The 8642-nt window shown below is 41.4% G+C and carries 9 protein-coding genes; all 9 read right to left on the bottom strand.

All coding sequences use genetic code 11. The annotated features are described in order from the left end of the window. Nucleotides 1-280: 280 nt before the first annotated feature. The 9 genes from ciaH to CJ239_RS04720 all read right to left on the bottom strand — a co-directional run bounded on the left by ciaH (nucleotide 281) and on the right by CJ239_RS04720 (nucleotide 8642). On the bottom strand, nucleotides 281-1615 hold the full coding sequence (gene ciaH, locus CJ239_RS04760) for a two-component system sensor histidine kinase CiaH (RefSeq protein ID WP_102210730.1): 1335 nt from the start codon (nucleotides 1613-1615) through the stop codon (nucleotides 281-283). Beyond that, on the bottom strand, nucleotides 1605-2279 hold the full coding sequence (gene ciaR, locus CJ239_RS04755) for a two-component system response regulator CiaR (RefSeq protein WP_000590639.1): 675 nt from the start codon (nucleotides 2277-2279) through the stop codon (nucleotides 1605-1607). Before ciaR ends, ciaH begins: the two co-directional genes overlap by 11 nt. Nucleotides 2280-2387: 108 nt before the next feature. Continuing rightward, complete coding sequence (locus tag CJ239_RS04750; RefSeq protein WP_102210729.1) at nucleotides 2388-4934, bottom strand: M1 family metallopeptidase; 2547 nt, start codon at nucleotides 4932-4934, stop codon at nucleotides 2388-2390. A gap of 121 nt (nucleotides 4935-5055) precedes the next feature. Then, nucleotides 5056-5496 carry an ASCH domain-containing protein gene (locus CJ239_RS04745; protein ID WP_102210728.1) on the bottom strand — a complete coding sequence of 147 codons (441 nt, stop codon included), beginning with the start codon at nucleotides 5494-5496 and terminating at the stop codon, nucleotides 5056-5058. Then, complete coding sequence (locus CJ239_RS04740) at nucleotides 5493-6341, bottom strand: putative PEP-binding protein (RefSeq protein WP_102210727.1); 849 nt, start codon at nucleotides 6339-6341, stop codon at nucleotides 5493-5495. Before CJ239_RS04740 ends, CJ239_RS04745 begins: the two co-directional genes overlap by 4 nt. After that, nucleotides 6319-6819, bottom strand: coding sequence for an NUDIX hydrolase (locus tag CJ239_RS04735; protein ID WP_102210726.1), 501 nt, complete (start codon nucleotides 6817-6819; stop codon nucleotides 6319-6321). Before CJ239_RS04735 ends, CJ239_RS04740 begins: the two co-directional genes overlap by 23 nt. A gap of 10 nt (nucleotides 6820-6829) precedes the next feature. Then, nucleotides 6830-7528: a 3-oxoacyl-ACP reductase gene (locus CJ239_RS04730; RefSeq protein WP_102210725.1), complete on the bottom strand. Its 699-nt coding sequence runs from the start codon at nucleotides 7526-7528 to the stop codon at nucleotides 6830-6832. Further along, nucleotides 7521-7757: a DUF2829 domain-containing protein gene (locus CJ239_RS04725; RefSeq protein WP_102210724.1), complete on the bottom strand. Its 237-nt coding sequence runs from the start codon at nucleotides 7755-7757 to the stop codon at nucleotides 7521-7523. The genes CJ239_RS04730 and CJ239_RS04725 overlap by 8 nt, the downstream gene beginning before the upstream one ends. 69 nt (nucleotides 7758-7826) lie before the next feature. After that, entirely contained in the window at nucleotides 7827-8642 is an 816-nt protein-coding gene (locus tag CJ239_RS04720) for a hypothetical protein (RefSeq protein WP_102210723.1), read from the bottom strand.

The raw sequence follows: 8642 nt of genomic DNA, 5'->3' as shown, positions 1-8642 counted from the left end.
TTTCCTCGTTTACTCTCGTGATTTACGCATATAGGTTACGACTACCTTTTTGGACTTTAGAGTTTGGAGCCCCCTTATCCGCTATATACGCCTTACTATCACGTTCCTGTTCGTAGAGCCACGATTTCGCTATCCCTTCCTCTCCCCGCTACCTCACGATAGTCAGGCTTGGGAATCGCTATTGGGTTCACCGGTAGCGGGTGCCCACGGAGGACTTACACCTCAGATATACGACATGCCCGTCGTACTCCAAAATATCGCCCCATCTGGAGCGATATTTTTATTTTTTCTTTTTAGATGGTGTGTGGATGGCTATTTTCACTTCAAAGCTTGTTCCCTTTGGTTTATTATCTTTAACAGTAATGGTTCCTTTTAGCGCATCTACAATTTGCTTAGCTAGGGATAATCCTAAACCAAAACCACCCTTTTGACGGGTTCTAGCCTTATCCACTCGATAAAAACGGTCAAAAATCTTCTTCTTATCTTCTGCTGAAATACCGACTCCATTGTCGGAAACTAACAAGTAAAGACTACGATCAGTAGCTGAAATCACAAAATCAATTTCACCATCCTCTTCAGTATACTTGACAGCATTATCAAATAGGATGGTCATCAGTTGTTTCAAAAGAAGCTGATCTGTGACAATCGTGCGATGGATGCGATTTTCAAAACGGAAGACACGGTCATTTTCCGAAGCAATCATCTCATAGTTAGTGAAAGTCGTGTTAAAAAAGCTAGTTGGAACTTCTGCAAGTTCCGGCTTAATCCCATCATCTCTCCGAGCTAAGTTCAGCAAGTTTGTCGTCAAAAACCGCATATTTCGGACTTCTTCCAAACTCGATGCAATGCTTTCGCTCACATCCATAATGGTAGCTTCTGGCTTACGGAAAAGGGTCTCTAAACGATTTTGCAAAACTGCAAGTGGAGTTCGTAACTCATGACTAGCATTTTCCACAAAGGACTGCTGCTTCTGCATGCTCTCAAGCAGAGGTCGGACACTGACTCGAGCTAGATAGAGACTGGCAAGCAAAGATAAAATCCAGAAACTAGCCATCACAACCACAATCAGTTGCTCATGCTTTTGACTGGCCTGCTCCAACTGACTGGTATTAATCAAGACAGCCGCATACTTAATATTGGTTGAAACCGAACTGATATTGGTTTCCATCAAGATCATGCGATAGATTTCTTCCTGTCCATAGCTATTAAAAACCTGAATCTGATAGATATGGCCTAGTTCTTTCTTCTCTAACTTAATCTTATCCAAACCCAAAAATCGATTTCCAGAAAGGAGCTGGGTAAAATTCTTATCAAAAAGAATAACCTCCGTATTAGAACTGACATTGGGTTTTATCTCAGTCTTACTAGTATCTGTAGCAGCATTCTCTAAATCTTTAATCTCTTCTGTCGCCCTATTTACCGCAAGCTGAATAACTGCCTGAGGATTATTACTCAAGCCATGGAGCGTATCATCCACCGAAGTATAGAGACTCGAATGCATGACCTGCAAAATAATCAGAGTCATGGTAGAGAAAATCAGGGTAAAGACACCAAAGTTGCGGATAAAGTAGCTAAAGTCATCCGCATACCATGTTTTTTTTAGTTTACTGAACATCTTTTAATATATACCCAACACTACGCAAGGTTTGCAAATTTTCTGCAAAAGTGGTTCCTTTTAATTTCTTACGGACTTTTGAAACATAAACTTCGACGACCGAAATCGTTGTATCACTATCAAATCCCCATAGACGATCAAAAATCTGAGTCTTCGGCAAAATCACATTTTGATTTTGAAGGAAATAAACTAATAAATCAAACTCCTTACCCAGCAATTCGACAGGAGTATCTTCGACTTTAACGGTATTGGTTGACAGATTAACCACAATATTTCCATAAGTCAAGGTGTTTTCATTAAATTTACCTGAACGTTTGAGAAGGGCCTGAATCCGCATTTTGAGTTCTTCTAGGTAGAAAGGTTTGGTCAGGTAATCATCTGCTCCCAATTCAAATCCATGTCCCTTGTCATCCAAACTTTCCTTGGCAGTCATAATCAGAACTGGTGTCGTAATTCCCTTTTCACGCAATTCTTTCAAGACTTGGAAACCATTTTTTTCTGGCAACATCAAATCCAGCAAAATCAAGTCATAGACGCCACTCTCAGCTTCGTAGAGACCTTCTTCTCCATCAAATACCTGCATGACATCTGCAAAATCGTCTAAAAAGTCAAATACTGAATTTGACAGGCCTAGGTCATCCTCAACCAATAAGATTTTTATCATGAGAAACTCCTCCTTATTAAAACCATTATACCAAATTTGCCTTAAAAAAAACTCAACTCTCTGCATTTTACATGAGATAGCTGAGTTTTCTTTTTCATTTAGTCTTAATTATTTAGTTCCGTATTGAAGAACGACTGCTTCCACTGCAGCTTTTTCACGGTTAATCAAGTCAACACGCGCTGCAATTTCCTTGATTCCCATACCGATGTTACGGCTAAGAGCAAGGTCAGAAAGTTGTGGTTCAAAGAACTCCTTGTACTCTGCCAAGCGTTGCTGAGTCTTAAATACATGGGCAGGAAGGATAACAAAGCTATCAAAGCTCATATCTCCTCCAAGAGCTGCCTTAATCCAATCCCAGTTTTCACGCGCCCAAGACCAAGCTGTTTCCTGAGTTGCTTGATGAGATAGGAAATGATTGTACCAAGCTGACAAGTCTTGTGGTTTGACCACAAATTTGTCCTTCCAAGAAGCAATCAAGGTTTGGATATGGTCCGCATCTGTGCTGTATGCAAGAGCTCCTGCCAACTGACGTTTAAAGACCGCATCTGTTGCGTGAGTATAAGTATCAAGATAAAGTGCTAACAAGTCTTTGGTCTCATGATGTTTCATCTCATTGATCAGGACTTGTGAACGGATTGCTGCTGGAAGTCCTGCAAGCTGATCCTTGTGAGCTTCGAAGATTTGGCTAGCGACTTGACTAGCTTCTGCATCATTTGAGCGAATCATCATAGAAACAGACAGCTGACGAACCAATTCATCCTCATCTGATTCTCCGTCTTTAGCCTCAAAACCAAGACGGTCATAGTTATGACGAGCCAATTTAGCAACCAGACTGTTAAAGGCTTTCTCAGCTTCTGTACCTTCATCGATAAAGCGCTCAAGGGCAGAAATAACTTGAGAAACAGCTGAAACGACAAGGTATGATTCTTCCTTAGCAAGTTTATCAAGGACTGGGAGCAAGTCTGCATAAGAAATGTGACCCGCTTCAGCAAGCAAACGACGTTCTTGAACGATTTGCAGTTTACTTGTGTTATCCAGCTCAACTAGGTCAGCAAGAATAGCTTCTAACAAATCTCCTTGGTAATCTGTAATGTAGTGGGCAGTATTTTCAGTATTGAAACGAAGAGCTCCTTCATTTTCAGCAAGAAGAGCTGCGTAGCCAGGAATTTCGATACTTTTAGTTTCAAGTGTATCAGGCAAGCCTTTCCAGTTGCTGTTAAGTGGCACTACCCAGAGACGGTTCTTGTCTTCGTGCTCACCGATAAAGAATTGTTTTTGTGAAATCTTCAAAACATCATTTTCAACTTTGACAGTAAGAACTGGGTAACCAGGCTGTTCCAACCAAGAATCCATGAAGGCTGCAACATCACGTCCTGACGCTTGACCAAGGGCATTCCAAAGGTCACGACCAATTGTATTGCTGTATTGGTGTTTTTCAAAGTAAGCGTGCAAACCTTTAGCGAAATCAGCATCGCCAAGCCAACGACGAAGCATGTGCATGAGGCGACTTCCTTTGGCATAGACGATAGCGCCATCAAAGAGCGTATTGATTTCATCTGGGTGTTTGACTTCAACGTGAACAGACTGCACACCATCTGTCGCATCACGTTTCAAGGCAGACGGAACGCCACCTGTTTGAAAATCTTCAAAGATATTCCAGCTTGGCTCGATGGCATCCACACAGACATATTCCATCATGTTGGCAAAACTTTCATTGAGCCAAAGGTCATCCCACCATTTCATAGTCACGAGGTTACCGAACCATTGGTGAGCCAACTCATGTGCCACTACAAGGGCAACTTGTTGACGACTGGCAAATGTAGAGTTCTCATCGACAACCAAGTAAACTTCACGGTAGGTCACAAGACCCCAGTTTTCCATAGCACCTGATGAAAAGTCAGGAAGAGCGATATGGAGAGATTGAGGGATTGGGTACTTGACTCCGTAGTAATCTTCGTAAAACTCGATTGAACGAACGGCGATGTCCAGTGAGAAATCAAGGTTAGATAGTGGGTGGGCTTTGGTTGAGTAGACACCTACAAGGGTACCGTTTTTAGTTTTAGCCGTTACTCCTTGTAAATCACCCGCAACAAAGGCCAACAAGTAAGAAGACATGCGAGGTGTTGTCTCAAACTTCCAGATACCTGTTTCCTTGCGGTTTTCAACATCGATTTCTGGCATGTTAGACAAGGCCAATTCACCTTCTGCTTGGTCAAAACGTAGAGCGAGATCAAAAGTTGCTTTGGCTTCTGGCTCATCCACGCAAGGGAAGGCTTCGCGCGCAAAATGGCTCTCGAACTGAGTAGACAAGACTTCCTTCTTGACACCATCAACTGTGTAGTATGAAGGGTAAATTCCTGTCATATTGTCTGTGATTTTTCCTGAAAAAGTAATAACCACTTCAACTTGACCAGCCTCAGCCAATTCGATATGAAGGGCTTCATTGTCATGATCAACCGTAAATGGACGATCTTGACCTGCAGCTTCTACAGAAACGATTTCCAAGTCTTTTTGGTGCAGGGAAATACGGTCACTCTGTGCTTGACCAGTAATGGTCACCTTCCCAGAAAACGTCTTGGTCTCACGACTCAAGTCTAAAAATAAATCATAGTGTTCAGGAACAAATTGCTTAATAAAATGTTCAACTGCTTGCATAGTTTTCTCCTATCTAAGTTTAAGAGCTAGAGCTCTTCTTCAAACAAACTTATTATATCATGTTTTGCTTGAGAAAAAAGGATTGGACAGCGATTTCCAAAACTTTCTTCCTTCTAATAGTCTACAGGGGATAGACCTTGCGAAATTCTTCTAAAACAACCTTGCTGTTAGGAATAAAAGTTAGTCCTGCCTCTCTCAGCCACTCAGCGAAACAATCCTCATGAACCTGACGCCAATAGGCTAGGGATTTGTCTCCCTCTCCTTCCTTGTAGGCATGGTCAGCAGAAACTTGCTTGAAAGGTTGAACAGAAACCCTTGTAATTTCGACGATGCAGACAGCCTGATTTTGACTGTCTAAAATGACATCAAAGTTTCCTTCTTGTGGAAGGGGTTCGTCTTCTAATGCGTAGAGGTCGTAGGCAGAAGCAGTTGCTGTCTTTTCTCCTCTTAAAACCAAATCTGCCAAGAGATCAGCATCTACTCCAAAAACCCAGGCATCTATCTCATCTCCGATAGAAGGGTTGATTTGCTTATAGGCATTCCACATTTCTTGCGGTGTCATGGGTTGCTCCTTTGTAATTTTTTACTTACTTCTTTTACACGTTTGAGGTGGTCTGGATGGTCAATCTCTAAATCAAAAATCTCTGGAATAGAACTATAGTGGATAATACACTTGATCCCCATCAGATTCATTTTTTGTATGAAGGAAGCATTCAAATAACCTGCCACAGCAAAGTCAATCTTTTTCGTCCTTGCTTTATCCTGCATCTGTCTCAGCATATCTAACATAATGAGACTTTCCATATCATGCCATTGACTATTTCTCACAGTCGCAAAAACAAAAGAAGTCAAATCATTCATTCCAACTACAATCTTTGAAATGCCCGTTTCCAGTATCCTGTCCAAGTCAAAATATGCTGACGGCAATTCAATCATTGTGCCGATTTTCCCAGTAAAACCATGCTGACGCAACACTCTAATAGCTTGCTCTAACTGCACAGCATCATTGACAAAAGGAAAAATAACAGACAGATTGGGATTGGTTTGATAAACTTCTGTAACGATATTTGCCTCAGCCTGAAATTCATCCAGACACGCTAGTAAACGCCTAGTCCCTCTATAACCAAACAAAGGATGACGTTCGTCAAAATGCTGTTTAGTTCCCTCTAAACAATTGGCTTCTGTATTCGTTAATTCAGAAAAACGATACCAAACTTCTTCATCTGAGTACAAGGAGCAAATAGTCTCTAGATAATCTTTTACAAATTGCTGACAACTTGGTAACAGGATGTTTTGATTGAGCTCCCTCAACAAGTATTCCCCACGAATCATTCCAATGTGGTGAAATAGTTGTGGGTAAACTTTTTCATCAAGTTTTTCGCCACTAAGGGCAAGTTGGTTTCTCATCATTCACCTTCCAATTCATATACAAGGTCTTGTCCAGTTCTGGAAATCCTAATAATTCAGACTTAACCTTCAAGACTAATGGCGATGCATTTTCTTCTGTGATTTTTTGAATATCCATCCAAACATATCCCAGTGAATCATTCGCACCATCAGACACAGCTTCAGAAATATTCACTTGAGGTGCCTTATCGTTTATCTCAATATCATACAAGACCATGACATGGTGAACCATAAAATTTTTCAACTCTTCCCTGACGAAAACATCGTAGATTCGAGGATTGGAGTAGCTTCTAACAGTAAATCCCGTCTCTTCCAAAACTTCTCTAATCAGAGTTTCCGTAAGTCCTTCACCAAGTTGTTGACTGCCACCGGGTAGATCATACCGATATTGATAAGGGCCTCTCGTTTTTTCAATGCAGAGTAACTTCCCATTTTCAAAGCAAACAGCGTAGACTCCAAAGTGTTTTTTGATTTCCATCCAACTACTCCTACTTTAAGCTCCAGCCACCATCTATTGTCAAGATTTGTCCTTGCATGGCGCTTGCTTTTCCACTTGCTAAGAAAAGGCTAATCTCTGCTACTTCCTCTGGCTCAATCCAGCGCTTGATGGGCGTTTCACTAGCCACCCAGTCCGCCAGCCCACCTGGTTCAAAGTCCGCAGCGGTCATACCCGTCTTGACTGCTCCTGGAGCAATCCCAAAGACCTGAATCCCAGCTTCGGCATAGTCTAGAGCCAACTGCTTGGTGAAGCCAGCCAAGGCATGCTTTGAGGAGGTATAAGCGTGTCCACCTCCACCTGCTAGGCTAGAAGCAATGGAGCACATATTGATAATGATTCCTTTTTTATTCTCCAGCATTTGTGTCAAGTAGTGCCGAGTCAACTCAACAGGAGTCACATAGTTAATTTCAAAAATCTCTTGAATTTCCTGCGCTGTCTGTTCCAAAAGCGGTTTGTAATCATCCAAAACTCCAGCAGTATTGCACAAAACATCCACCTGAGAACACCAGTCAAAAATAGGCTCCAAGTCCAAGGTCAAATCTCTCTGTAAAAAGTGGAAATCACCCTGTAAGAGTGGATTTTCACCTTGGTCCACTCCATAAACTTGATAGTCCTTCTCTAAAAAGAGGCGAGCTTGAGCTAATCCGATACCTGAGCTCACTCCTGTAATGAGTACACGCCTAGTCATGCACTTCTACCCAATCCGTCGCCAAAATATCACAAGGTGTCGGGCTCCACATGGAAAAACCTTCTCCTTCTCCAGACACGTTGATTAGGAAATAGGGCGTCACTTCAAGTGCAACCCCGCTTTGTTCGATAGTGTCAAAGAGTTGGACATAGTTTTCAGCCCCTCCCCAACCAGTGCGTACATATTTTTTCTTAGCCTTTAAGCCAGGCAGGATTTCTTCAAAAGTCATGTTATTCTCCTTTGATTCTACATTCTTCATTTAATTATAACAAAAAACCGCTTTGCAACGGCTTTTTGACTATATTTCACTCCATTTTATCTTCTTAAATCCACGGAACAAGAGAAAAATACCAATAAAGAGAACAGCTAAAGGAATGATTTTTGTGAAGAAAACATGTGAAATGCCCATCCACTCATAGTAACGGAGCAGAGAACCTACAACAAGATGGGCAACAACCATACTGACAAAGGGACGAAAGACCGCTTCTTTCCAATTCCAAATACTGATGATTAGCGAAAGCGTAAAGACAAGGAAACTATCCCAGGGAGCAGGAAGATAAAAGGCTCCTTCTTGTATGAAATTTGCCATTCCTACATATCCTAGAACAACTAGAAGAACAAGAATCCCAACGACAATATAAGTGCCAATTTTCATCTTAGGAGAATCTTGAACTAAACTCCATCGTAAAATTGTAGCCACAAGCCCAAATCCAATCAAAAAAAGAAGAAGTTGCCCTAAAAATGTGAGCAAATTGACTGTTAAGAGAGGACCTTTAGAAAAATCACCTAGTAGTTGATAATAACGTAATACCACTAGGACAAGGGTTGGCGTCAACAGTGACTCCTTGATAGAACTGCGTGGTGCTTCCTTGAGTATCTCTTTCATTATTTTTTTAGGATTCTTACCTAGATACTCCTCTGCACTCATGCCATCTCGTTCTGCTTCTGAGAAATCTAACATCATCAAATAAATTTGCTCTCTGAGATAGTCCTCATCATAGAGAAATCCAGCAAGATTAAAACTATCCCACAACTCCTCAAAATACTGCTGATTCTCCTCAGAAAACTCATGCAACAAGGCGCTTGTTTCTTCATAATACTTCATTTTCTTCAT

Origin of the sequence: Streptococcus sp. UMB0029 (assembly GCF_002871495.1) — a bacterium.
Taxonomy (GTDB): Bacteria; Bacillota; Bacilli; order Lactobacillales; family Streptococcaceae; genus Streptococcus.
This window is presented reverse-complemented; position numbering and strand designations above follow the sequence as displayed.